Here is a 23259-nt window from a genome sequence, read left to right on the forward strand (position 1 = left end):
AGATTCTATAGAGGCACCGGCTCGCGTGCCTTGCTCTCTACCCTCTTATGTTGTTCTGGCCGTCCGGCTGGGCCTGGCACGTCGGTCACTCGGACTACCCGATGATGATCGTTGGCATCTACGCCACACTTGGCGTGTTCTTGATCCTGGCCGCACGTGATCCATTAGCCAATCTGAGCCTGATCTGGTTCATCGTGTGGCCCAGCGCCATACACGGAGCAATCATGGCCGTCCAGACGGTCACCCAGCCGGGGCAAATGGGGCGATTTGGGCTTCGATGCTGTACTCATCGCCGATGGGCATACCTGCTCTGATACTCCAACGCTTAAAGCAGAGGCCATCACTGCCCACCACAATGCAACTTTGGCGGGGCCATTCTGCCGAGTCGTCCAGGCTAAGGAATGGAGTTTTTAGGACACTCCCCTGATCGACCCAAGCCAAGGGTCGATCAGACCGCTTGGGGGCCGACGCGACGGCTGATATCTTTCCCGCGCACCAGATCGCGTCCGATCGACGCTGAGCCCATCAAGGAAGATAAAAACAATGAAAATACTATTCATCGCTTCGCTAGGAATTTTATCGCTGACTCAAACTTCACTGGCCTTCGCGGATAATGCCAATGGAAAAAATCTCTATCTACAGCGATGCAGCATGTGCCACGGAACAGGTCTCAAGGCAACAGGACCACTGGCCAAAAAAAGCAATCCGCCTACGCCTGATCTGACAACGTCCGCTTTCAAAAAGCGATTGAATGATTATCCGGGCGTGATTGTCTCTTCGATAATACTTCGCCCAAATGGCGACTTGATTCCAAGAACCTTGCGTGAGAATGGAGTAAAGCTATCGCCGCACTCATGGAGCGTTAAGGATCTGCGCGATTTGAATCAATACATGAGTGGTGTGATTTCACAAAAACGATGATCTTCAAAGTGCCTGGTCCTGACGCCAGCGCTTGACTCTGCCCCTTGGGGCAACCCCTACCCTGCCTTGTCCATTTCAGGTTCCGCCGTCAGCGGATAAGGCAATCCATGAATACGTTATCGCTGGTCACCGGTGCCAATGGGCATCTGGGCAACACCCTGATCCGGGCACTGCTCGCCCGGGAGCAACAGGTGCGCGCCGGGGTCCGTGACCCGCAGCGAAGCGCAGCCCTGAACGGGCTCGACTGCCAGGTGGTACGCGCCGAACTGCAGGACCCTGACTCCCTGCGCCAAGCCCTGCAAGGGGTGGACGTGCTGTATCAAGTAGCGGCAGTGTTCAAGCACTGGGCGAGGAACCCGCAGGCCGAGATCGTCGACGTCAACGTACAAGGCACGCGCAATGTACTACGGGCCGCGGCAGAGGCCGGGGTCCGGCGCGTGGTCTATGTGAGCTCCGTGGCAGCGGTGGGACACAACGGCCAGCACCTGGATGAAAGCAGCTGGAACAACGACCAGGACAACCCGTACTACCGCTCGAAAATCCTCTCTGAACGCGCGGCCTGGGAAACCGCCCAGGCCTGTGACCTGCCGATGGTCGCAGTGTTGCCCTCGGCAATCTCGGATTTCTCGTAGCAGCGTGCAAAAAAAAACGTTTTAACCAGTCAATGATCAGGCAGTTTGGGCAGAGCGACTGTTTTCAACAGAATCGGCCAGAAGCAGTCATTCGAAGCCAAGTTCAGACCACTTTGCACGTCAACCAAGCCCCCCAGAAAAGGCTGCTGAAGAAACGGGTAGCGTCTCCAAATCCGGCGTCATGCAAGAGTTTTTGAACCGCCGCCTCGGAATGTGGAGGGTCAGCACCTTGAAGGATTTTCCCAAGCTTGACCTTCACTTCATCCGCGCTGGCTCCATGCTGCCGCCACCGCTGCCCCCAAGCCGCAAGCAGTAACGGCTGGCTGGCATATGCGTATTGATTCCCCGCGACAATCAGCGGCGCACCCGGTTTTAGATGAGCTCGAATGGATCGTAAAATTTGTCGCTTGGTTTCATCTCCATCGAGATGATGGAGTACACCCATCAAGGTCGCTGCGTCGTATGACTCGTCTGCTGCCAGGTCTTCAACTTGCCCAGGATGCATGGTCGTTCTTTCAAGCAGTTTGTTTGCCTCTAATTGCTGCTTCGCAGCCTCCAACATCGGCTCGGATGGATCAACCGCCGTGAAGCGCCAACCCGGCTCAAGCTTGGCCATAGCAACAATTTCCTGCGCCGTACCGCCAGCGCCAACTACAAGTATTTTTGCCGAACTTGTATTGCCCAGGCTTGCCGCCAACATGCACGCAGCCAAGTCTTGGCAGGCGTCATATCCAGCTAGTGCAATACGGCTCTGTCGTCCGTACTCATTGGCTCGTGAGGTATCAAATTTTTCAGCTGAGTTTAGAGGGGATGATTTCAAGGCGGTTCTCCATGTCCTGAAATCAAGCTACGCCAGACACAGCAATAATAAAAATTCATTAATTTTATGTGGCGTATTCCTGCAAGGAATGCATGGAGCAAAAAATTGCTGTTTGCTTGAGCGGATTCAGCTGTTTGTCGACAGTCAACTTTGGGTCCAGGCTGTGTGAAAACGCCTGCGATTGTCTAATCTTCTGATCGTCTAGATCGTGGCGGGGACGATCATGAAGCGTTTCATTGAAGGTGAGGCTCGGACGCAAGTCACGTTGCTGCCGGAGTGCCTGGACGATTACGTTGCCGAAGAAAATCCAGTGCGAGTGGTCGACGTTTTCGTTGATGAACTCGACCTGGGTGCACTTGGTTTTGAGGGCGTCGATCCTGCTGCAACGGGGCGTCCGGCCTACCATCCAGCGATCTTGCTGAAGATCTATATCTACGGCTATCTCAATCGGATTCAGTCCAGCCGCCGGCTGGAGCGTGAGGCCGAGCGCAACGTCGAGTTGATGTGGCTGACGGGTCGACTGGCTCCAGATTTCAAAACCATCGCCGACTTTCGCAAAGACAACGGCAAAGCCATTCGCAGCGTCTGCCGACAATTCGTAGTGCTTTGCCGCAACCTCAATCTCTTCTCCCAGTCGATCATCGCCATCGACGGCAGCAAATTCAAAGCTGTGAACAACCGCGACCGTAACTTCACTCAGGGAAAAGTGAAGGCACGCATGCAGCAGATCGAGCAGAGCATCGATCGATATCTGGCGGCAATGGATTCGGCGGATCGGGCAACGCCCGAAGTGGCCGAGGCCAAAGCAGAACGGCTGAAAGAAAAGATAGAAACGCTGAAAAAGCAGATGCAAAAACTCAAGGACATCGAGGCGCAGCTTCACGAAAGCCCAGACCAGCAGATCTCCCTTACCGATCCAGATGCACGCTCAATGGCCACGAGCGGACGAGGCACCGGAACGGTTGGCTACAACGTACAAACAGCCGTCGACGACAAGCACCATTTGATCATTGCCCATGAGGTGACCAACGTTGGTAATGATCGTGGTCAACTCAGCAATATGGCGAACCAGGCGCGTGAAGAGATCGGCGCTGAGTCGCTGACGGTGGTCGCCGACCGAGGCTATTACAAAGGGCTGGAAATCCTTGCCTGCGAACAGGCGGACATCACCACCTTCGTACCGAAACCCCTGACATCTGGCAGCAAAGCCGAAGGCCGATTTGGTAAGCAGGACTTCATCTACGTTGCTGCATCGGACGAGTATCGATGCCCTGCGGGGCAGTTACTGACCAGGCGGCATTCGTCGATGGAAGACGGCATGTTATTGCATTGTTATTACTTCTCGGGCTGCCAGTCCTGCGCAATGCACAAGCAGTGCACTACGGGCAAGGAACGCCGTGTGAAACGCTGGGAACATGAAGCTGTAGTCGACGCGATGCAGGCTCGGCTAGAACATGATCCGGCGATGATGAGGGTTCGGCGACAGACCGTTGAACATCCGTTTGGAACGCTCAAGTACTGGATGGGAAGTACCCACTTCCTGACCAAGACCCTGCCGAGGGTGAGCACTGAGATGAGTCTTCATGTGCTCGCCTACAACCTCAAGCGAATGATGAGCATCTTCGGCATCGCAGGACTGCTTGAGGCGATCAGGGCGTGAATCCAACCGTTTGCTCGCCCGTTAGTGGCCGTTTGGGCCGCTGACGCGGCACAAACGGCATTACGAACATCTATGTAGCTGACTAAGGTAATTCGCGCTTCCGCCGGCTGATTCCAAAGGCAACCCTCGCGACTCTCAGTTTCCGACGTATTTAGCGCGTTTTCACACAGCCTGGGTCGTTTTCTGCCTCTCGCCAAAGGGCAGTATCCGTCCAATATCCGACATTTCTCCCGTGGCAAGATAGCAGGCGTTCGCATCGCGAGGACTCAGCCGACTGAGTTGAAACACGGATTCACCTTGCGTGAAAATCCATCATGACATGTCATGACCTCCCTCAAAAAATGGACTTTGACCAACAAATACGGGGTTTAAAGGACGAATGGTCGAGAGGCGTCAAGCGCGGGGAATTGCCGGGAGTTTGCAGCCACTACAGGCTTTTCAGGCGGGCGCGTTCGTCGCGGTAAAGTGAACTTCACCTTCTCGACGTGTCACATTAGGTCCCCGTCAAGCGAACTTCAGCAGAGGTACAGCCTAATGAGCATGGCCACAATTGTCAGTGCCGTGATTTCCAGTCTCGCACCAAGCGTCTTCGACCAGAACGGCCTGCAAGAGCCCGGCGCGCATGTTTCGGCCGTCGATTACCACTACGGAATGGACATCGATGTGAAGCAGGTACTGCAGCGCACCGATACATCCGACAAGACCGGCATAGTGCCGGTGACCCTGGTCTACGAAGACAGCGAGGGCGAGGTTCACAAGATTCGTTTCCTCGAATGGGGCGCAAGCCCGGCCAACCCCGCCAGCATTGTCTGATCAACTCGTCGATAGCGTTCCGGGCCTCGTCTGCCCCCCAGAAGCGGAAGTTAAACCTCATATGCACTCAGTGCGGATGATGTTTTTTGTTACCTGAAAATGGACATCATCGAATGACTAAAAGTTCATTCGAGAAACTCACCGTTATCTTGGCGGCGTCATGTCGCAAGATTAATTAATAGTAATTGCTGGATATTAATTGAAATCAGCAGCGGCAAACTCCAATCAAGCCGTGCTGAGAGTCAATTGATTCACCATTACAATCAAGAGGCAACCATGGAACTTAGTATGTTCTCTTCGTCCACCGTGGAATATGTGCGTTTGGGCGTTGTATATTTTCATCTTATCGCCTGCTGTGTGGCAATCGGACTGGTTTTGACCAGTGACATTGCAATGGTCAAGCAACTCCTGAAGGGGGATGCGTCAGGTCACCACGATGACGCGCACATGGAAAGCCTTCAAAAAACCGTATCACTTGCACTTGTAGCGCTTTGGATTACGGGCATTGGCATTGTCGGGATCGATTATGCCGGCAAAGGGATGGAGTATTTCCTCAATCCAAAATTGCAAGCCAAAATCGGCATCGTTGTGCTGTTGACCTTTAACGGTTTCCTGTTGCATAGCGCTGTATTGCCGGCGCTGAAAAAAGCCGGTTCGTTGCTCAAACTTTCCTTCAGCCTGCGCATGCTGGCGCTGTTCTCCGGCGCCCTCTCGGCCGTGTCGTGGTTCTATGCCGCCATGCTCGGTGTGGGTCGTCCGCTGGCCTGGAAGTACTCGCTGGTGGAGTTGCTGGCCGCCTATCCGGTGCTCATCGTCGGTGGATTCGGGGCGATGGTACTGCTCACTGCCTGGGCAAAAAGCAGAGACGCTCAAGCGCGCATGGAACAAGGCACCTGGTCACCAGGAAACGCTGCCCTGGCTGGATGGTGAAGCCAGGTTGAACAAGGACGTTCAGCGTCAGTAAATGAATCACGTTTTAGCTGTTATCAACATCTCATCTGAGGATACCCAAATGAAATCCATGAAAACTCTCTTCGTTATTGCCGCTCTGACCGCTTCTTCTCTGGCCATGGCCACAGGCGGCGGTGACAAGACCTTCGCACGCATGGAAGCGGCCCGGAAAGTCTCGATGGAAACCTACCAGGTCGCGCAGAAACAGAAGACTGAAGGCGCTGTCGCTGAAAGCAAGGCCAAGGCAACCGACCGCGTCAAAGGCTGACCTGTGTAGCGTCCCCTCGGCTAACTGAAATGTGCGGCCTCAAGGCTCAAATGGACGCCTCGCAAATCCTCCCCTCCCCCGCGCCACTGCTCAAGCCAGGAGAGACCGTGGTCTTGTTCGACGGTGTCTGCAAGCTATGCAATGGCTGGGTGAGGTTCTTGATTCGCCATGACCGCCAGCGGCGCTTGCGGTTGGCGACGGTTCAGTCACCCGAGGGGCAGGCTTTGCTTGCGTGGGCAGGTTTGCCCGTGGATCAATTCCACACCATGCTGGTGATCCGCGATCGACGCTACTGGGAGCGTTCGCAAGCTTTTTTCGAAATCATCGCCCTGCTTCCCGCACTCTGGCGCCCTGTGAACCTGTTGCGCATCGTCCCTCGCAAGCTTCGAGATTGGGCATACGACCGCATTGCGCTTAATCGTTATCGGCTCTTCGGGAAATACGACTCCTGCCTGTTGCCGGACCCTGATCATGAACAGCGTTTTTTGAAAGCGCCCCCCCTGAGAAACTGACTATCCCTTCAGGGGCAATCCCCCCAAACAAACGCCCGACAATGCCGGGCGCCTGTACTTCAGGTCTGCACTCAGAAGCGATAGTTGGTGCTCAGCTCCAGCGTCCGTGGAGCACCGGGTGTGATCAGATCCACTGAACCATGCGCCGAAGCGTAATAGTCCTTGTCGAAAACGTTGCGCAGCCGCAGGGCCATGTCCCATTTCGGCTCGTTGTACAGCAGCGCGGCATCCACGGTTGTGTAAGCCGGCATGACCACATTGTTGTCCAGCGCGGTATAGCGATCATCGACATAGTTGGCCCCCATGCCCACACGCCAGGTTTGGGTCAGCGAACGCACCAGCCACAGGTTGGCGCTGTGGCGCGGCGTCAAGGTGGGTACCTGGCCTTCGTTGGCGACACCATTGGTAAAGCTGTTGGACTTGGTGATCTCGGCATCCAGAAAGGCGTAACCGGCATAGACCTGCCATTTGTCACTCAACTGACCGCTGGCGGTCAGCTCAAGGCCATCGGTGCGTTGCTCACCCGCAAGCACCAGCTTGGTCGGGTTCGCCGGATCGCTGGTTTTCATATTGGTGCGTTCCAGGCGGAACAGCGCCGCCGTCAACGCCAGGCGATTATCGAGCAGGTCCCACTTGCCGCCGATCTCGAAGTTGGTGGTCTCCTCTGGTTCAAGGTCCTGGTTCGTCGTACTCAGGGCGAACATCTCGGCGGAGGGTTGATAGGAACGGCTCACCGACACGTAATAGGACTGCACTTGATCAGGCTGGTAGACCAGGCCGACTCGCGGGCTCCAGGTCGTATCGGTGCGGGACAGTTCGCTGTGCGTCAGGTCATCGGCGTACTCCTGGTTGAATACGTCATAACGCACACCCAACAGAGCCTTCCACTGTGGTGCCAGTTCGATCATGTCCTGCACGTAAAAGCCGGCGGTGTCCTGGGTGTTGGTGCCCTTGGCGGTTTGCCGATTGGCCTGGAACGGCACGTCGACCAGGCCATCGCGGTACACCGGCACCCTGGCCACATTGGATTGGTTGAATACGGACTGATCCTTTACCTGGCGCCCCAGTTCCACACCATAGAGCAGGTTATGATTCATCCCGGCGAGCACGGCGCGCTGCTTGAGCTCGGTCTGGTTGAACCAGCCGTCTTCCTTGCGCTGTACGTTGCCGCGGTTCAGTTTCACCAGCAGCTCACCATTGGGCGCAGTGACGAAACGTGTCGGGCTGGAGTCAGCCAGTGTGTTGTTGCGATCCAGGTCGTAGTGGTAGTAGCGGCTGGTATTGCTCAGGGTGAAGTCGTCATTGATGCGGTAATCGACACCCGCCGTGAACGAGAACACTTCGCTGCGGGTGTAGTCATCATCCGGGTCGGCGGCACCGAAGCGCTTGTCGCGGTCCACATCGACCGGACGGTCGCCGAATGCCGGGATGCCGAAGTCGATCAGACGCTTGTCATACAGATAGGTAGCGCCCAGGTTCAGTTCCAGATCATCCGAAAGCTTGAAGTAGGCCGAAGGCGCGATGGCCTTGCGGTCGGTGTAGCCGTCATCCCGGTAGGTGTCACTGTTCTCCAGTGCGCCTGTCACACGAAAGGCCTTATCGCCGTGCTGCTGATCGGCCCAACCGGCATCGAACTGAGTGCGTTTTTCGCCCTCGCTGTCGACACTGACGCCGACCTCCTGCCTGGGTGCGAAGTTGGGTGCCTTGCTGATGCTGTTGATCAGGCCCCCCGAAGAGCCGCGGCCATAGAGCACCGCAGCCGGCCCCTTGATCACTTCCACCCGCTCGACATTGGAAAGATCCCGGAAATACAGCGCATCGTCACGAATGCCGTCGACATACATGTCGCCAATGGCACTGAATCCACGGATGGTGACCTGGTCGCGCTGTCCGTCACCATTGGACAGTCCGATACCAGGGACATTCTTCAGCACGTCCTCCATCGACCGTGCCCCCTGATCCTTGATGACGCTCTGGGGAACCACGTTGACGGTTTGCGGGATATCACGTAGCGGAGCATCGATCTTCAGTGCGCTCCTGCTCTCGGTCGGCATGTAACTCAGCTCGTTGTACTCACTGTTCACAGCGGTTGCCGGTAGGGTTAGAGCAGACTCCGTTTCTGCCTGTAGATCAGGTACAACCAGAACACCCAGCAAAGACAGAGAGGCTGGGTAAATGCGCGATCGAGCCACCATGGACACCTTTGTATGAATTATCGCGCGAATAATAACGATTATCTTTTGTAAGTAAATAAAAATCATTCCTATGCGTAAATAAGAACGATTGTTCCATTTGGTCGAGGGTGCAGGTTTTGGGGGCGCTGCTCATCCAGCCATCAGGTACGCCCGGCCGAACCGGTGACGGGCAGGTTCCCGAGCAGCTTGAGCCCGGTACTCTTCACGAACGTTTCATAGTCCATGGGTTTCTGAATACGGGTTTCTGCGTTAGGCAGCACGTAGGCCCAGGCACGTTTGGACGATGCGTCGTATACCAACTTGAACAGGCGGCTCGGCACCCAGACCTGGTTGTCTCCGATGGTCGAGTAGCCGGGATCAAAGAGCGGGCCGGTGAAGACAAACACATTGCCATCGGCGCGCTTGGCAAACTTGCGCACATCAGACTCGACCTTGCTCCAGATCTTGCGGTTGTTGGTCGGGTCTTGCGGCACCATGTTCGACAGCGCAAAGGATTGGGCCATGGCCTTGGGGCTCGGGGCATCGGCTGCCGGGGATTGATGGCCACGGTCCACGGCCGGATGCTGGCTGCGGTAGTCACTCAACTCGGCGCGCCCTCCCTTGGGAATGCGTGGGTCCGGGTAGAATTGATTGGTGCGCTCCTCCCCTTTGGCATCCTGCAACTGGGCGGCATTCAGGCGCTCGACCACCACCAGCGGGGTCTTGCTGGTTTGCGAGTACAGCACCGCGAAGTTGTCGGAACACAGCGCCAGGGGTTTCATCGATGCAGGCACTGTGGCCGTGTTGATCGGTTTCGCTGCCGGGAACAGATCGGCGCAGCCATCAAACGAGGCCTGTTTCTGTTTGCTTGAATAGAGGTCCAGTGCCGCGTTCCGGCTGATCGAGCCGGAGCGGGACGTTTGCTCATGTTGCGCGGTGGGTGGCTTGAGGATGTCCAGCAGACTGCGGGCTTGTGCCCCGGACGAGAGCAAAACAAGGGCCGACAGCCCAACTGCAATTTTGCGTAGGTACATGGGTTAAATCTTCGAAAGGAATTGAGGGGTAAACGTACGGCGGGCCCGATTCACGGAACCGGGTGGAGGGCGTTACTGACTATGTAGCGGCGTTCATGCTTTCGCTGTCCTTGATCAAGTTATCGATGCGGGCCGGTGGGTACGACGGCCGAGGGTCGAGCGAGGTGTATGGACCATGACAAGATCGGTTAGTGCAATGCCGTACTCAGCAGCCCTATCATTGTGACGCTGTGGTGGATGACTTATCCAGCACCCCTCGATACCCTTTCGCACCCGGGTGCCTGACGGCAATTCAGGCCAAACCACACTTCATCCAGACGAACCAAAAATGAAATCCTCCGCAGGTTTGTTGTTGTCAGGTATCGAGCTGGACCGTGCCAGTTCCATCCCCTTGTACCGCCAACTCTACTTGCAGATTCGCAAACAGATCCTCGGTGGCAGGATTCAGGGAGGCGTGCGCCTGCCGTCCACCCGGACCCTGAGCAAGGAGCTGCAGCTGTCGCGAATCAGCATTCTCAATGCGTTCGATCAACTGATTGCCGAAGGTTTTCTGACGTCGCGGACCGGGGCCGGGACCTATGTCGGCCATGAGTGGGAAAACCGCGGTATCGATGACGATGAGCACAAGCGCCAGCCCCCTCGCCTGTCCGACTTGAGCCAGTCCATGCTGTCGTTGCGCAGCGATCATTTCCGCGGTGTTTCCTATGCCGGCTGGGCGACCGGGAGCCCTACCTCGTTCCTGCCCAGCCACTGCGCCTACGATGCGTTCCCGCAATCGGTCTGGAAGCGCCTGTTGAACCGCCACCTGCACAAACCCACCAAGGCCATGCTCGGCTATGGCGAACTACAGGGATTGCTGGCCCTGCGCGAGGCGATTGCCGAGTACGTCTTCGATGCCCGGGGCATTGATTGCAGTGCCGATCAGGTGGTCATCGTGTCCGGTGCCCAGCAAGCCTTCAACCTGCTGGGCATGCTGTTGCTCAATCCGCAGGACAGCTTCTGGATGGAAGATCCGGGGCACATCGCGGCGCGCATTGCGCTCCAGGCCCAGGGTGGCCGGGTCGTGCCGCTGCGTATCGACGAACAGGGGATCGATGTCCGGCAAGCGCCTGGCCCTGTGTCCTGACGCCCGTCTGGTGTTTACCACCCCCTCTCGTCAGCATCCCCTGGGCGTCACCATGAGTTATGGGCGGCGCCAGGAACTCATCGACTGGGCCGCGCAGAATCAAAGCTGGATCATCGAGGACGACTGCGACAGTGAGTTTCGCTACAACGGCCGCCCCCTGCCGGCACTCTATGCCATGGACCAATGGGCCCGGGTCATCTATGCCGGAACCTTCAGCAAGGTGCTCTTCCCCTCGCTACGACTGGGTTACGTGATACTGCCGAACGCCTTGATCGAGCCCTTCTGCACCCTGCGGGCGGTCATGGATCGCAGCCCGCCCACACTGCTCCAGGCCGTCACGGCGGACTTCATGCGCGAAGGCCACTTTCTCGGCCATATTCGTCGAATGCGCGCCCTGTACCAGGCTCGCCAGCAGGCACTGGTCGAACAGCTGCAGAAACGGCTGGGGACTTTCTTCAGGATCACGCCGGTGGAAGCCGGCATGCACCTGATCGCCTGGTTACCCGCGCATCTCGATGACGACGCCCTTGCCAGGGAACTCGGCCGGCATGACATTCATACCTATCCCCTGAGCGACTACTGCGTCGAACATGTCTTGCCGCCGGCGCTGCTGATCGGCTTTGCCAGCACCCCGGAGGACCAGGCCGAAGCGCGTGTCGAAGCGCTGGCCCAGGCCCTGGACGAAATGGGCTACCTGCAACCGGCCACTTGATCCAAGGCAAGTGGTCTTATGAATTAACTGATAATGGATCTATCGAGAGTTCCTGACTGGCGCGATAAAGGCTGCGCCGGTAGACCCGGTGTCTGAACCAGGAACGACTCGAATGAACAATAAGATCCAGGAACGATTCAACGCCTTGCTCAGCCATAAGGCTGTCGAGGCCGAGGCTCCCCCCCTACTGACCGAGGCACTGGCCCGCCAGTTGCTCGACCGACTGGCGCAACTGCGCCTGTTTGCCCATGCCTACCCCTTGCTGACCAATCTGACCCACGGTCGTGTCACCCCTGGCGACCTGCTGGACTTCGCCTATCGCCATGAACTGCAGGGCTTGAGCCTGCACCTGCTCGACGGCGAGGAAAACAGCCTGAGCCAAATGACCGTCGCGCAGCTTCAGGCGTTCGCGGCCAAGGCCAATGCCCTCGGGCTGGACGTGCATCTGGAAATCAGCAGCACCCTGAAAAAAGATGTCGACCAAGTGATCGCCATCGCCAAGGCGCTGGGTACCCGCAACATCCGTGTCTACTCACGCTACGAAGGGGCGCTGTCCCGGGTCATGGACGTGATCGAGTCAGACCTGCACTACCTCGCGCAACAGGCAGACGAGCACGACCTGTTCTTCGACTTCGAGCAGCATGAAGAACTCAAGAGCGGCGAGATCGCGCAACTGCTGAGCCGGCTGAACCACCCTCGCCTGCACGCCCTGTTCGACTTCGGCAACATGATCAATGCCTGCGAACAGCCCCTGGCGGCACTGCGCGCCCTGGCCCCGCACATACGCCAGACCCACCTCAAGGGTGTGCGCATCGTGCCTGAGCAAAACGGCTTCGGGCATTACGGCGTGCTGCAAGGCAGTAACGAAGACGACCTGCCCAGCGCACGCATGTTGTTCGAACTGCTGATGCTCGGCGAATCAACCCCGCAAGTGATCGCTTTCATTCTCGAGCAGGAAAACCACTACGTGGCCCCGGCGTTCCGCCAGCTCGACGAAGCCGCCGACCCGTTCATTGCGTACCGGGAAATGAGTGAAACAGCGCTGCCGGAAGGCTTCTCGCTGGAACGAATGCTGGCCGATGAACACCGCTGGGCCAACAACCAGGTCGCCTACATACGCGGTCTGCTGGCCGAGTTCCGCACCCTGGCCGAGTTGACCCTGGCCCATTGCGCTAACGACTGAACCTGGCGTGCCGACCAGCACTGCCTACCCAATTACGCCTGGAGAACAATAATGACATCCCAAGACAAGGCCAAATGGCTCAGATTCCTGATTCTCATCCTCGGTGGCGGCACCATCTACAAACTGGCGAATCTCAAAGACGCCTTCTACATCCCCATGCAAGAATTCATGGGGCTGTCCCACACTGAAATCGGCGTGCTGCTGAGCGCCAACGCCATCATCGCCACCGCGTTGTTCGTGGTGGGCGGCATGCTCGCCGACCGGTATGACACGCGCAAGCTGATCCCCCTCGGCCTGATCGGTACCGGCGGCCTCGGGCTCTACCTGGCGACCTTTCCGCCCTTCAGCAATCTGCTGGTGGTGTTCTGCCTGCTGGCCGTGTGTGCCGACTGCCTCTTTTGGCCTTCGCTGCTCAAAGCCATCCGCAACCTGGGCGACGATAAGGAACAGGGTCGCCTGTTCGGCCTGCTCGAAGGCGGACGTGGCGTCATCGATACCCTGGTCGCCTTCTCTGCACTGGGTGTCTTCGTCGCCATGGGCTCCGGTGAAAACGGCCTGAAGTCGGCGATCCTGTTCTACTCGGTCATCGACATTCTTGCCGGTACCCTGACCTGGCTGCTGCTCAAGAGCGGCAAAACCCAGTCGACCGTCAAGCCGAAGAACGGGTTGTCGAACCTGTTCGAAGCCATCAAGGTGCCGGGCATCTGGCTGGTCAGCCTCAACGTGTTCATGGTCTACATCGTGTACTGCGGCCTGACCTATTTCATTCCCTACCTCAAGGAAATGTACGAACTGCCCGTGGCCCTGGTAGGCGCCTACGGCATCATCAACCAGTACTTCCTCAAGATCCTGGGCGGCCCTGCCGGTGGCTTCATCGCCGACAAACAGTTCAAGAGTTCCAGCCGCTATCTGAAGTGGGCATTCCTGGCGTTGTTGCCGCTGATGGGCGTCATCATGCTCATCCCGAAAAGCCCGGATTACATCTACGCCGGCATGGCGGCCACCCTCTCCTTCGCGCTGATTGTCTTTTCCATGCGCGGCGTGTTCTGGGCCCCCATGGGTGAAGTCGGCATTCCCCAGCACATCACCGGTTCAGCCTTCGGGATCGGTTGTCTGATCGGTTATGCGCCTGGCATGTTTGCCTACGTCATCTATGGCGCCATCCTTGACCACTTCCCGGGTCAACAAGGCTACAACTACGTGTTCTCGTTGATGAGCGTATTGGCCATTGTCGGGTTCATGGTGTCCAGCCTGCTGTATCAAGCGGTCCGCAAAAACGCCACGATCACTGGCAAGGTCAGCGCCGCGCAAGCCTGAAAACAGGTGGGTGTATGCGCTGCGGCGGTAACCGAAGCTTCTCGGTGACCGCCGCACTGGCACCGCCATCAAAATGCGAAACCCGCCTCCTCCAGGGCCATCAGGCAATACCAGGTGCAACGTCAGGAACGACGAATTTCCAATGTGGCGCGTAACCCTCCAGGGCTGCGGTTCTCCAGCTTGATCTGCCCACCCAAGTGATCGGCAATGGCTTTGACGATGGTCAGCCCCAACCCTGCACCCTGAGCATTTCCTCGGCTGTAGAAACGCTCGAAAAGCCGATCGCGATCCTGCTCGTTGATGCCCGGCCCTTCATCCTCGACAGACAGTTCGTAGCTATTTTCCTTTTCGACCAGCCTGACAGTGATGACTCCATGCCGGGGGGAGAAATTCGCCGCATTGGTCACCAGATTGTTCAAGGCAATATCGATCGCGGCCGGGTCGACTCGCGCAAGGCTGATGTCGTCGCTGACATCAAAAACCAATTCAAGCCCCTTGCTCAGCAACCAGGGCGTCAACTGAATCAGACTGTCGCGAACGGTGCTGGCCAGATCAATGGACGCAGGCGGTTCAGTCCCTGTTCCAGGCTCTATACGAGCCATCGTCAGCAATTGATTGACCAGTCGACTGGTACGGTCCACGCCGGCAATCAAGAATTCGAGCGATGCGCGACGATCCTCTTCACTCCCCGCCTCCATCAGGTTTTGCGCGTGGATCCTGAGCACCGCCAGTGGTGTACGCATTTCGTGGGCGGCGTCAGCGATAAAGCGTCGCTCGCGCCCCATGACTTCCTGAATTTGCGCGAGCATGCGATTGAGGGCGGCCTGCATGGGCTCGAGTTCAGTGGGCAGTGGTGTCAATTGCAAGGGTTCGAGCGAGCCGGGCTTACGGGCTCGTAGCGTTGCAGCCATATTGACCAGCGGTTTCAATCCCCAGCCGATGGCCAGCCAGATCATGGCGGCCAGCAACAGACTCCCCAGGATATTGGGCCACAGCGTGTGGCGTACGATCCGGTCCACCAGGTCCATTCGCACGTCGTCCCGTTCACCCACCCAGATGCGCAGGTTGTTCTGCTTGTCTTCAAGCAGGAAGGCGCGCCAATGCCGGTCGTTCAGGTCGACTACATCGCTGAAGCCTGGTGTGACCGCCGGTGTGCTGAAGGACGGAGAACTGGCCGTATGCACCAGCACTTCGTTCCTGGCGTTCCACACCTGAAACGCAATCTTCGTTTCATACGGATGCCCCCCGCCCCCGGGCGTCGCCTCGTTCAGGGCCTGGTTGAAAGCCTTGTACAGATCCGCATGGTCCTTGCTCACCATGGGCATACGCATGACGCCTTGCAGCAGGCGAGCATTCTGGGCCAGCTGGGCATCATAGACTTCGGCGATTTCATGGTTGCTGTCGTGCAGATTGAACACACTGATCACGGCCACGCCGGCGAGCATCAGGCCGATGATCAGGGTCAGGGTGCGACGCCGGATCGAGGTCATCGACGCTCCTCCACCAGATAACCGATACCACGGACGGTGCGGATCAGATCGGTGGAGAACTTCTTGCGCAGGTGATGGATGTGCACTTCCAGGGTGTTGCTTTCGGCCTCCTCGTTCCAGCCGTACAGCAACTGCATCAGATGATCGCGAGTCATTACCCGGCCAGGTGGCGAGAGCAGTTCGTGGAGCAACTGGTATTCCTTGGGTGTCAGGGCCACCGGCTCGCCTTTGTAGCTGACTTGCTGTGTACCGGGGTTCAGGCTGATACCGGCGTGCTCGATCAGCGATTGTCCACGCCCGGCGCTACGCCGAAGCAACGCACGTATGCGCGCCTTCAACTCTGCCAGGTCGAAAGGCTTGATCAGGTAGTCGTCGGCGCCGGCATCCAGGCCGGCGATGCGGTCTTCGGTGGCATCGCGTGCGGTCAGGATCAACACCGGCAGATTGGAACCGCTGTCACGCAAGCGCCTCAGCACTTCAAGACCGTCCATGCGTGGCAGGCCAAGGTCGAGCACCGCCAGATCGAAGATTTCACTGAGCAACGCGTGCAAAGCGCTGTTGCCGTCCTGCAACCAGTCGACGGTATAACCTTCACGGCCGAGGGCCTGATGAATGCCCTCGCCGAGCGCCACGTCGTCCTCTATGAGTAATAAGCGCACAGGGTCTCCTGTTAGCCGTAATGCTGTTCAGTTAAGCGAATGTGGTCCTCTGTAGGAGCGAGCTCGCTCGCGATGGTCGTTAACGATAACGCGTATTAACTGGCTAAACGCGGCGCTCATGAGTCCATCGCGAGCAAGCTCGCTCCTGCATTTTCCAGCATTATCCCGTCAACCGAGTTTCTTGTTCACATCCACCAACAGTGTCTCGATCTCCTTGCGGCGCCCGGTGTCGGCGCTCTCGCGGCCAGGTCGAGGCGCAGCCAGCAAGGCTTTTTGCAGCGCTGCCCTGGCTTCGACATAACGCTTCTGACGGTAGAGGTGATCGCCCCAGAAGTACAGGCTGTCGATACCATTGGGGTTCATTTGCAATGCCAGCTTGAGTAACTGTTCGGCTTTGTCCGAATCGCCGAAACCGATGGGCCAACCCGGTACGCGGTCATAGAGTGCCCCCAGACTGGTATAGGCTGAACCTTGCAATGCCTTGGGGTCCAGTGTCAGGGCTTTTTCAAGGTCTGCCTTGGCATCCTTGACCTTGCTCAGCGCCCCAAGCCCTCCCTGGGCGCCCGCCCAGCTACTGGTGACAATGCCAGACCAGATCCAGGCCTCAGCCAGCGTTTGGCGTTCCAGCTTGAAGCTCGAAGCCTGGGCGGCCAGTTTTTCAAAAGCCGCGGTTCGTTGCCCTTCGGGCAACTCGTATTGAATATGCGCCCAGCTTTGCTGGATACCGTTGAGACGCTGCTGGTCGGCAGCATCCAGCGCCCAGACACTCTGGCTCAATGCGCCAAGCAACAGGCAAGCGATGATCGTTTTCATGGTTCGAGATTCTCCTGGTCGGGTTTCTGGCTCAGGCGGCGGATCAGTGGCAATTGTTTGCGCAAACCACGGTCCACCAGATGGGGCAGGAGGCTGTTCAGCCGTACAAAAAAACGCTCGGGCCAGCCCAGGTACAAGTCGCGACGTTCACCGGCAATGGCGTGAATCACTGCGGCCGCCACGGTTTGCGGATCATCGACATTGGTCTTGAGCGCATCGTTCAGTGCCTGGGCCGCCGGGCTGTTCATGCTGGTACGGGTTGCTCGCGGGGCAACGTAAAGCACACTGACCCGGGTGTCTGCCAGTTCCCGGCGCAAGGCTTCGGAGAACCCGCGCAGGGCGAACTTGGTGGCGCAGTAACTGGCGTAACCGGGGTAGCCAATGGAGCCATAGGTCGAACCGACGTTCACCACCATGGCACTGTCGGCTTGCTTGAGCAGTGGCAACATCAGTTTTGTCAGGCACATCGGCGCGCTGATGTTCACCGCGAGCATCGAATTGATCTCGCTGTCGTCCAGCTGTTCGAGCATGGCGAAATGATTGACCCCGGCGGCATTGATCAGCAGGTTGATACCGCCGATGCTCTGGGTCCGCGCCAGCACCTCGCGGCGGTCGGTGAGCAGCGTCAGGTCCGCACGGACCCAGCACAGGTTCCGGGGATAGAGCTCAAGCAGCGGCACCAAGGGTTCCCGATGTCGAGCCACGGCCAGCACCTGGGCACCACGGGCGCACAGTGCGGTGGCGATGGCCAGGCCGATGCCGCCGCTGGCACCGGTCAATACGACGCGAGCTTCAGACAGGCGCATGCAGGTTCTCCCCGTTACGCGGCAAGCCACGAAACATATCGGTGTAGAGCCGGTACACCACTTTGGAGGCATGAATGACGGCGGCCTGGTCGGCCGGGTCTTCAAGGCTGTTCATCAGTCGACGGTAGGTCTGCATATGTTCGATATCCAGCGAGCCGTGAGAGCTGAGGTAGCTGAAGGCGCTTTCCGGCAAGTCCAGGCGCTGGCGAATACTGCCGGCGGCGTGGGTGGCCAAGGCGATGCTCGTGCCTTCGAGCACATTGACCATGCCGAACAATCCCACCGGATTGTCCCTGGCGATCAGGTCGTAGAGGAAGCTGACCATCAACTCGATCGGCAATGACGGGCGCCCGTCGCGTACAGCGTCCCTGTCACCGCCGCAGGCTTGAATGTCATCGAGTACCCATTGTTCGTGGCCGTATTCGTCCTCGATGTATTCACATACCGCTTTGCGCAGCCATTCCAGACGCAATGGCAGGCGCGCACCGCAAGCCATCATCAACGGCACGGTATGGCGCACGTGGTAATAGGCCTGTGCCAGAAACGCCCGGTAACTTTCCAGGCTGACGTCGCCCAGCAGCGCATCACGAATGATCGGCAGGTTGAACAGTTCAATACGTTCTTGCTCAGTGGCTTGTTGCAGCCTGTCAAAAAAACTCATGGTGCGGATTCCTCGGAAAATGCAGATTCGCTCAGTTGCCCCCGGTAGCGCTCGACGATGGCATCACGGCGGGGCCGGCCATTGGCGGTGAGCATGCCGTTGGTGGCAGTGAAGGGTTGGTCGAGCCGGCTCCAGTGATGGACCTGGGCGTATTCGGGCAACGCCTCATTGGCCTGAGCCACGGCGGCGGCCAGTTGTTCGTCAGTGCAGTCCGGGCGATGGGGCCAGAGCAGCGCATGGTTGCGGGGCATGGCCTCGCCATGGACGAAGGCCTGGGCGACAGGCCCGCGCTGGGTCAATTCGGCTTCCACCCATTCGGGGTTTACGTTGCGACCGAAACTGGTGACGAACTGATGTTTCTTGCGTCCCTTGAGGTAGAGAAAACCTTCGGCGTCGAACTCGCCGAGATCGCCGCTGGGCCACCATTGGGCGGTGTGCGGCGCCTCTCCCAGATAGCCCAGCAAGGTTGAACCCTTGATCAGCACTTCGCCGTCGTCCGCCAGGCGAATCTCCACATGGGGCAATGGCCGTCCGACACTGCCGGGACGCCGTGCTTGCGGGCGATTGAGGCACACCACCGACGCGCACTCGGACAGCCCGTAACCTTCATAGACGGGGATGCGCAGCCGTTGAGCGCGATTCAGTAGATCTTCGCTGACCCGGGCACCGCCCACGGCGGCAAAGCGCAGGTGCTGTGGATCGAAGGCCTGCAGCTCGGCAGCATTGACCAGCATCAGCAATAACTGCGGTACCAACACCAGACTCTGGGGCGATCGGCTGGCCAGGCAACCCAACAATGTCGGCACATTCACACCACTGGCGCCCTCAATCCCCAGGGTTTTCTGGCCCGGCAGGCTCAAGATGGCGCCGGCATACAACGCGGCGTAACAACCGATGTTCTCCAGCAAAATGGCCAGCGGGAGCAGCGCCAGGTGATGTTGCGGATCGGTGGGCTGGCTGGCCAGGTGGAGCTCGCGAGCGACCCGCAGAATGCTGTCGCCACTCAAGCACACGCCCTTGGGTGTGCCTGTGGTGCCCGATGTGAAGGTCAACTTGGCGGTGCCTTCAGGCATCCGGTTCGGGCCACTGAAGGTGCGGTGCCAGAACTCGCCGCGCTTCTCATACCCGGTCGCTAGCAGTTCGTCGTCCAGTTGCGGCTCGGCAATGACGAGTTCGGCCTGGCTCTGCTCCAGGCAATGCTTGCGTTGCGCCGGACTGAAAAAAGGCGGCAAGGCCACGCAGGTCAAACCCTCGAACAACGCGGCCAGGTCCCAGAGCATGGCTTCGACGCCATTGTCCAGGGCCAGGCCGACCACCCTGACCTGTTCATCGCGCAGGCGCTGCTGGCGATAAATGACCTCGGCATACAGCGTGGCGTAGTCCAGCTTCAGATGATCGCCCCACAAGGCAATGGCATTGGTTTTTTGCTCGGCATGATGACGCAGGGTCTGTTTGAAACGCTCCATTTCAGGCGACATGGCAAGACCCTTCAATAGAGGTTGGCAAGCCCAGGCGACTGAACAGGCCGATGTTGCGCAAATGGATGAAACCGGAGCGGATATTGCCGAAATGAACCCACGGCTTGCTTTCGTAGTAACTGCCCCAGGCGTGGCGGTTCTCGCCCAGACGCGCCGGGTCGGCAGCACACAGCGTCACGGGCTTCAAGCCAAGGCGATGAAAGCTGTTGACCAGCCCCAGGTTCCCGGTGAAGGCGACCCATTCCAGCCCCCCCATGGCGAGCAGGTAGGTCATCGCGATGATGCTCATCCGTGCGCTGCCGGTGTCGCTGGCAGCCAGGTTGCCTACCTCGACAATGGTTGAGCGACTTACGGTATGGTCGGCCGCGGCACTGATCAGCGGATCGATCGCCTCGTCCAGGTAACCTTCCAGAAACAGCGGCCCGGCGCTCGCCAGACGTACCCCGACCACCGCACAAAGCGCGCCGGACGCATCGCTCATGCCAAACAGCTGCGGCATGAAATGGCGAATATCGGCACCGTGGGCCTTACGAAAACGTTGCTGGATAAAGGCTTCGAATGCGCTCCGTTGCGGGGCGTCCGGCAAGGCCTTGACGAGATACATCTGCTGCGCTTCGGCCAGGCCAAAGTGCAGCGGCAACTGAACGTTCCAGTTGAAATCGGACATTGAAAATCATCTCCCCCGGATCAATTGGGGGAGAAGTATCAAAGGCATTTCTTAACGAAGTCTGAAGCTGACAAAACAATAGTCGCCGCAGGCACCCGTACAAGGAATGTCGAACGACGCTGGAGTGCTACATTCCGCCGGGCTACAACGTGTAGGAAACACCAACCTGCACGGTTCTCGGCGCCCCTGGATAGGCGTACACGTTGCCGAATGCGCCCTCTTCATAATCTTCGTCCGTCAGGTTTTTCACATCCAGGTTGAGTCTGATCCTGTCGTTCACCTTGTAGTAGCTCAGCAGGTCGACCACGGTGTAGCTGCCCATCGAAAACGCCGTGTTGGCCGTTTGCCCTGCACGCTCATCGACGTACTTGAGCCCGGTGCCAAGCCCCAGTCCCTTGAGCGCGCCATCCTGGAATTCGTAGACATTGAGCAGGCTGAAGCTGTGCTGCGGGATGTTCATCAGCCGGGTCCCGGACTGAATGACATTGTCCTTGGTCACTTCGGCATCGACATAGGCGTAACCGCCGATCACCCGCCATTGCGGGGTCAGGTTGCCGGCAATATTCAGGTCCAAACCACGGCTGCGCACCTCGCCTGCCGCCACGCTGAAGGTCGAGTCCACAGGATCGGTGGTGAGTACGTTACGCTTTTCGATCTGGTAGATCGCCGCGTCGACACTCAACTGACTGTCCAGCGCTTCCCACTTGATACCCAGCTCATAGGACTTGCCCTTTTCCGGTTCGAACCCACCGCCCTGGCGACTGGCGCCGGTATTGGGCTTGAACGAGCGCGCCGTGTCGGCATAGATCGCCACGGTGTCGGTGAGGTCATAGGTCACCCTGACACGCGGGGTGACCGCATTGTCGCTGGCCTCCCAGCTTCTGCCGCCGGGCACAAATGTTTGGTAGTCATGCTCGAAGCGCTCGAAACGGGCCCCGGCCAGGACTCGCAAACGCTCGGTCAAGGCGACCTGATCCTGGACGAATGCCGCGTAGGTCTTGAGGTTTTCCTTGTCGTTGGTCGGGGTGCGGGTCAAGGCTGGACGCGGCTGGCCGTATACCGGGTTGAAGATATCGATCGGGTAGGCACTCACCGCGCCGCTGGAACGCTGGATGATCGACTGGTAGTCGTAATCCTCGTACTCGACGCCGGTCAGCAGGGTGTGATCGAAACCGCCCGCGGTGAAATGGCCGGTGAGGTTGAGCTGGGTGTCTTTGTCCGTCCACTCCAGCTTGCGGTAATTGAAGTTGCGGCCCAGGGTGCGTCCGTCCGCGGCCACACCGTTGGCTTCGACCGCATTACCCTCGAGGGTCCCGTCGAGCCATTGGAATCCGCCGCCCAACGTCCAGTTATCGCTCAGCAGATGCTCGAACCGCAGTTGCGCCATGTTGTTGTCGTTGTGCAATTTGCCAGCGTCTTTTTCGCCGAAGAAGGTATCGCGCGAGGCCGTGCCGATCTGGTTTGGAAAGCGCGTCAGGCCGCGATCGAGCGGGTGATTGTTGCGCATGAAGTCGCCTTCGAAAATCACCTTGGTGTCATCGGTGGCCTGCCAGGACAGCACCGGTGTCACGCCGTAACGTTCTGTTTGGACATGATCGCGGAAGGTATCTCCGCCCTCGCCCACCACATTCAGGCGATAGGCCAGGCGCCCCTCTTCGTCCAACGGGCCGGAGGCATCCAGCGTGCCGCGCTTCATGCCCTGGTCATCGAGTTGGCTGCCCAGGGTCACCGTGGGCACGGCCAGGGGTTGTTTGGAAATGACGTTGAAGGTACCGCCCGGATCGCCTCGGCCATAGAGCATGGTCGCCGGCCCTCGCAGCACTTCCAGTCGCTCGATGGTGTTGGCATCGGGCATGTTCGGATAGCCACGGTTGATCGGAAACCCGTTGCGATAGAACTCCCCGGTGGTAAAGCCGCGCACGGTAAAGGTCGTCAGGCCCTGGCCGCCGAAATTGTTGGCCCGCCCCACCCCGCCGGCGTAATCGAGGGCGTCCTGCAACCTTGTGGCACTGATGTCCTCCACAACATCCCGGGTCACCACACTGATGGACTGTGGCGTTTCGTGGATCGACGTGTCGGTGCGCGTGGCGCTGGCCGAACGCGTCGCGCGATAGCCGTCCACGGGTCCCATGGCGGTTTCAAAGTCTGCTGTGCCAACGATGTCGGTCGCTTGCAGCTCCAGACTGGATTTATCGGGAGTTGCTTGCTCCGCCCAAGAGGCAGCGGAGAATGCCTGAAGCACGCAAATAGACACCAGAGTACGACGCATCTAGGAAACCTTGTGAAAATAGCCAAATGGGACGGCATACATGCCAACAAATTGCGGCGCATGGTATACCACGTCATCACGGTTTGATACGTATTCTCATTTGTATTTTCTGAAGGTGACCTGCGTCATTTCAAATCGCCGCAGCCTCAAGCCCCGCCGCCCCCGCACACTTGCACCCGGTATTGGGGGATATACCCCGTCATTGGGGCATTCATCCTGGCTGACCCTGCGCAGCGTAAAGCCAGCGGATAATGGGGGCGTGGCGTAGAGCCACTAGTCGCTTCCTGTCAATT

19 protein-coding genes and 4 pseudogenes are annotated in these 23259 nt (G+C 58.4%); 12 read left to right on the top strand and 11 right to left on the bottom strand.

What is annotated here, in order from left to right; all coding sequences use genetic code 11:
• Nucleotides 1–20: 20 nt before the first annotated feature.
• The 4 genes and pseudogenes from AC3ITA_RS14910 to AC3ITA_RS14925 form a co-directional block, all read left to right on the top strand.
• A pseudogene (locus AC3ITA_RS14910) lies at nucleotides 21–263 on the top strand (DUF6632 domain-containing protein); the annotation flags it as partial.
• A 1-nt stretch (nucleotide 264) separates the two neighbouring features.
• A pseudogene (locus AC3ITA_RS14915) lies at nucleotides 265–414 on the top strand (cysteine hydrolase); the annotation flags it as partial.
• Between the two features lie 129 nt (nucleotides 415–543).
• Nucleotides 544–921, top strand: a complete 378-nt coding sequence (locus AC3ITA_RS14920; protein ID WP_095942121.1) for a c-type cytochrome — start codon at nucleotides 544–546, stop codon at nucleotides 919–921.
• Nucleotides 922–1028: 107 nt separating this feature from the next.
• Nucleotides 1029–1538 (top strand): annotated as a pseudogene (locus AC3ITA_RS14925) (NAD-dependent epimerase/dehydratase family protein); the annotation flags it as partial.
• 118 nt (nucleotides 1539–1656) lie between these two features.
• On the opposite strand, the gene AC3ITA_RS14930 reads toward AC3ITA_RS14925, so the two are convergent.
• Nucleotides 1657–2373 carry a class I SAM-dependent methyltransferase gene (locus AC3ITA_RS14930; RefSeq protein WP_489277634.1) on the bottom strand — a complete coding sequence of 239 codons (717 nt, stop codon included), beginning with the start codon at nucleotides 2371–2373 and terminating at the stop codon, nucleotides 1657–1659.
• A gap of 223 nt (nucleotides 2374–2596) precedes the next feature.
• Between AC3ITA_RS14930 and AC3ITA_RS14935 the strand changes: the two genes are divergently transcribed.
• The 5 genes from AC3ITA_RS14935 to AC3ITA_RS14955 all read left to right on the top strand — a co-directional run bounded on the left by AC3ITA_RS14935 (nucleotide 2597) and on the right by AC3ITA_RS14955 (nucleotide 6577).
• Entirely contained in the window at nucleotides 2597–4033 is a 1437-nt protein-coding gene (locus tag AC3ITA_RS14935) for an IS1182 family transposase (protein ID WP_489277636.1), read from the top strand.
• Between the two features lie 534 nt (nucleotides 4034–4567).
• Nucleotides 4568–4846, top strand: a complete 279-nt coding sequence (locus tag AC3ITA_RS14940) for a DUF2790 domain-containing protein (protein ID WP_095942119.1) — start codon at nucleotides 4568–4570, stop codon at nucleotides 4844–4846.
• Nucleotides 4847–5122: 276 nt separating this feature from the next.
• Nucleotides 5123–5776: a hypothetical protein gene (locus AC3ITA_RS14945; RefSeq protein WP_095942118.1), complete on the top strand. Its 654-nt coding sequence runs from the start codon at nucleotides 5123–5125 to the stop codon at nucleotides 5774–5776.
• A gap of 82 nt (nucleotides 5777–5858) precedes the next feature.
• Complete coding sequence (locus AC3ITA_RS14950; RefSeq protein ID WP_095942117.1) at nucleotides 5859–6065, top strand: co-regulatory protein PtrA N-terminal domain-containing protein; 207 nt, start codon at nucleotides 5859–5861, stop codon at nucleotides 6063–6065.
• Between the two features lie 50 nt (nucleotides 6066–6115).
• The gene (locus tag AC3ITA_RS14955; protein WP_095942228.1) at nucleotides 6116–6577 is read left to right on the top strand and encodes a thiol-disulfide oxidoreductase DCC family protein; all 462 of its coding nucleotides are present in this window, start codon (nucleotides 6116–6118) and stop codon (nucleotides 6575–6577) included.
• Between the two features lie 71 nt (nucleotides 6578–6648).
• Here AC3ITA_RS14955 and AC3ITA_RS14960 read toward each other — a convergent pair whose 3' ends face one another.
• Both AC3ITA_RS14960 and AC3ITA_RS14965 read right to left on the bottom strand, forming a co-directional pair.
• Nucleotides 6649–8772, bottom strand: a complete 2124-nt coding sequence (locus AC3ITA_RS14960) for a TonB-dependent receptor (protein ID WP_095942116.1) — start codon at nucleotides 8770–8772, stop codon at nucleotides 6649–6651.
• A 140-nt stretch (nucleotides 8773–8912) separates the two neighbouring features.
• Nucleotides 8913–9785, bottom strand: a complete 873-nt coding sequence (locus AC3ITA_RS14965) for a DNA/RNA non-specific endonuclease (protein ID WP_150672523.1) — start codon at nucleotides 9783–9785, stop codon at nucleotides 8913–8915.
• Nucleotides 9786–10113: 328 nt separating this feature from the next.
• Here AC3ITA_RS14965 and pdxR point away from each other — a divergent pair.
• The 3 genes and pseudogenes from pdxR to AC3ITA_RS14980 all read left to right on the top strand — a co-directional run bounded on the left by pdxR (nucleotide 10114) and on the right by AC3ITA_RS14980 (nucleotide 14123).
• A pseudogene (gene pdxR, locus AC3ITA_RS14970) lies at nucleotides 10114–11623 on the top strand (MocR-like pyridoxine biosynthesis transcription factor PdxR).
• Between the two features lie 112 nt (nucleotides 11624–11735).
• The gene (locus tag AC3ITA_RS14975) at nucleotides 11736–12806 is read left to right on the top strand and encodes a sugar phosphate isomerase/epimerase family protein (protein WP_095942113.1); all 1071 of its coding nucleotides are present in this window, start codon (nucleotides 11736–11738) and stop codon (nucleotides 12804–12806) included.
• Nucleotides 12807–12857: 51 nt separating this feature from the next.
• The gene (locus tag AC3ITA_RS14980) at nucleotides 12858–14123 is read left to right on the top strand and encodes an MFS transporter (RefSeq protein ID WP_150672526.1); all 1266 of its coding nucleotides are present in this window, start codon (nucleotides 12858–12860) and stop codon (nucleotides 14121–14123) included.
• A gap of 122 nt (nucleotides 14124–14245) precedes the next feature.
• Here the strand turns inward: AC3ITA_RS14980 and AC3ITA_RS14985 are convergent, their stop codons facing one another.
• The 8 genes from AC3ITA_RS14985 to AC3ITA_RS15020 form a co-directional block, all read right to left on the bottom strand.
• Nucleotides 14246–15613, bottom strand: coding sequence for a sensor histidine kinase (locus AC3ITA_RS14985; protein ID WP_150672527.1), 1368 nt, complete (start codon nucleotides 15611–15613; stop codon nucleotides 14246–14248).
• On the bottom strand, nucleotides 15610–16272 hold the full coding sequence (locus AC3ITA_RS14990) for a response regulator (protein WP_095942110.1): 663 nt from the start codon (nucleotides 16270–16272) through the stop codon (nucleotides 15610–15612). The genes AC3ITA_RS14985 and AC3ITA_RS14990 overlap by 4 nt, the downstream gene beginning before the upstream one ends.
• A gap of 168 nt (nucleotides 16273–16440) precedes the next feature.
• Nucleotides 16441–17085, bottom strand: a complete 645-nt coding sequence (locus tag AC3ITA_RS14995; RefSeq protein WP_095942109.1) for a tetratricopeptide repeat protein — start codon at nucleotides 17083–17085, stop codon at nucleotides 16441–16443.
• Nucleotides 17082–17891 (bottom strand): SDR family oxidoreductase, encoded by an 810-nt coding sequence (locus AC3ITA_RS15000; RefSeq protein WP_489277641.1) that lies wholly within the window; start codon nucleotides 17889–17891, stop codon nucleotides 17082–17084. Before AC3ITA_RS15000 ends, AC3ITA_RS14995 begins: the two co-directional genes overlap by 4 nt.
• On the bottom strand, nucleotides 17878–18552 hold the full coding sequence (locus AC3ITA_RS15005) for an iron-containing redox enzyme family protein (protein ID WP_095942107.1): 675 nt from the start codon (nucleotides 18550–18552) through the stop codon (nucleotides 17878–17880). The genes AC3ITA_RS15000 and AC3ITA_RS15005 overlap by 14 nt, the downstream gene beginning before the upstream one ends.
• Complete coding sequence (locus tag AC3ITA_RS15010; protein ID WP_489277643.1) at nucleotides 18549–20030, bottom strand: AMP-binding protein; 1482 nt, start codon at nucleotides 20028–20030, stop codon at nucleotides 18549–18551. Before AC3ITA_RS15010 ends, AC3ITA_RS15005 begins: the two co-directional genes overlap by 4 nt.
• Nucleotides 20020–20697: a thermostable hemolysin gene (locus AC3ITA_RS15015; protein ID WP_489277645.1), complete on the bottom strand. Its 678-nt coding sequence runs from the start codon at nucleotides 20695–20697 to the stop codon at nucleotides 20020–20022. Before AC3ITA_RS15015 ends, AC3ITA_RS15010 begins: the two co-directional genes overlap by 11 nt.
• Nucleotides 20698–20839: 142 nt before the next feature.
• Entirely contained in the window at nucleotides 20840–22966 is a 2127-nt protein-coding gene (locus AC3ITA_RS15020; protein WP_489277647.1) for a TonB-dependent siderophore receptor, read from the bottom strand.
• Between the last annotated feature and the right edge of the window lie 293 nt (nucleotides 22967–23259).

It is taken from the genome of Pseudomonas sp. GL_090 (assembly GCF_057837765.1).

Coding starts and splice junctions, on each gene's coding strand:
- AC3ITA_RS14955 (WP_095942228.1), top strand. CDS start 6,116: ATGGACGCCTCGCAAATCCTCCCCTCCCCCGCGCCACTGCTCAAGCCA.
- AC3ITA_RS14975 (WP_095942113.1), top strand. CDS start 11,736: ATGAACAATAAGATCCAGGAACGATTCAACGCCTTGCTCAGCCATAAG.
- AC3ITA_RS14965 (WP_150672523.1), bottom strand. CDS start 9,785: ATGTACCTACGCAAAATTGCAGTTGGGCTGTCGGCCCTTGTTTTGCTC.
- AC3ITA_RS14960 (WP_095942116.1), bottom strand. CDS start 8,772: ATGGTGGCTCGATCGCGCATTTACCCAGCCTCTCTGTCTTTGCTGGGT.
- AC3ITA_RS15020 (WP_489277647.1), bottom strand. CDS start 22,966: ATGCGTCGTACTCTGGTGTCTATTTGCGTGCTTCAGGCATTCTCCGCT.
- AC3ITA_RS14935 (WP_489277636.1), top strand. CDS start 2,597: ATGAAGCGTTTCATTGAAGGTGAGGCTCGGACGCAAGTCACGTTGCTG.
- AC3ITA_RS15010 (WP_489277643.1), bottom strand. CDS start 20,030: ATGTCGCCTGAAATGGAGCGTTTCAAACAGACCCTGCGTCATCATGCC.
- AC3ITA_RS14940 (WP_095942119.1), top strand. CDS start 4,568: ATGAGCATGGCCACAATTGTCAGTGCCGTGATTTCCAGTCTCGCACCA.
- AC3ITA_RS14945 (WP_095942118.1), top strand. CDS start 5,123: ATGGAACTTAGTATGTTCTCTTCGTCCACCGTGGAATATGTGCGTTTG.
- AC3ITA_RS15000 (WP_489277641.1), bottom strand. CDS start 17,891: ATGCGCCTGTCTGAAGCTCGCGTCGTATTGACCGGTGCCAGCGGCGGC.
- AC3ITA_RS15015 (WP_489277645.1), bottom strand. CDS start 20,697: ATGTCCGATTTCAACTGGAACGTTCAGTTGCCGCTGCACTTTGGCCTG.
- AC3ITA_RS15005 (WP_095942107.1), bottom strand. CDS start 18,552: ATGAGTTTTTTTGACAGGCTGCAACAAGCCACTGAGCAAGAACGTATT.
- AC3ITA_RS14920 (WP_095942121.1), top strand. CDS start 544: ATGAAAATACTATTCATCGCTTCGCTAGGAATTTTATCGCTGACTCAA.
- AC3ITA_RS14995 (WP_095942109.1), bottom strand. CDS start 17,085: ATGAAAACGATCATCGCTTGCCTGTTGCTTGGCGCATTGAGCCAGAGT.
- AC3ITA_RS14985 (WP_150672527.1), bottom strand. CDS start 15,613: ATGACCTCGATCCGGCGTCGCACCCTGACCCTGATCATCGGCCTGATG.
- AC3ITA_RS14950 (WP_095942117.1), top strand. CDS start 5,859: ATGAAATCCATGAAAACTCTCTTCGTTATTGCCGCTCTGACCGCTTCT.
- AC3ITA_RS14980 (WP_150672526.1), top strand. CDS start 12,858: ATGACATCCCAAGACAAGGCCAAATGGCTCAGATTCCTGATTCTCATC.